The following is a 504-nucleotide window of genomic DNA, read 5'->3' as shown; positions in this document are numbered from 1 at the left end:
CCCATTCCCAAACATATAACGAATAGCCTTGGTCTCATAACGTGCCTTCAATCGCACAGCCTTTATATTGAACAGATTTTCAAGCCTCTGTACTTCTCTCTCTATTTCTCTATATTTTTCCTTCTTTACCATATCCATAACAATCTCCGACCCTCAGTTTGTGGGGTACTGGAAACTTATTGTAGCAGATAGAAATCAATATTTGACTTGTCATAGTGTCCGACTATGACAATTACATTGTCGTCGGTCCTGCGGAGCTTCAAAGATACCAGTCTGCAAGCTCCTGAAAGGCGTCCTGATTAGCTTCGAAGTATTCGGAATCCGGAACCTCAATAGGAGGCTCATCAAGCTCTACGGGGTCTTGTAGACGCTCTATGTCGAGAACCTTTGACAGCATCCCATCTTCTAAGACGCTACCCCCACCTCTACCCATGTGAGATATCGTGTAAGTGTCAAGCATATATGCTTTTGCGGAATCATCCACCGCATTGATATCCCTGTTGC

General features: G+C 44.0%; 1 protein-coding gene. It reads right to left on the bottom strand.

Features of this window, described 5'->3' with window-relative positions; all coding sequences use genetic code 11:
• Window positions 1–259: 259 nt before the first annotated feature.
• Window positions 260–504 (bottom strand): hypothetical protein (locus tag KP705_RS16990; protein WP_215765118.1); only part of this gene is annotated, 245 nt, incomplete at its 5' end.

The sequence above is a fragment of the Gluconobacter sp. P1D12_c genome, from assembly GCF_018812105.1.
Classification (GTDB): domain Bacteria; phylum Pseudomonadota; class Alphaproteobacteria; order Acetobacterales; family Acetobacteraceae; genus Gluconobacter; species Gluconobacter oxydans_A.
Note: the sequence above shows the minus strand (reverse complement) of the source record. Positions and strands in the feature narration are given on the sequence as shown.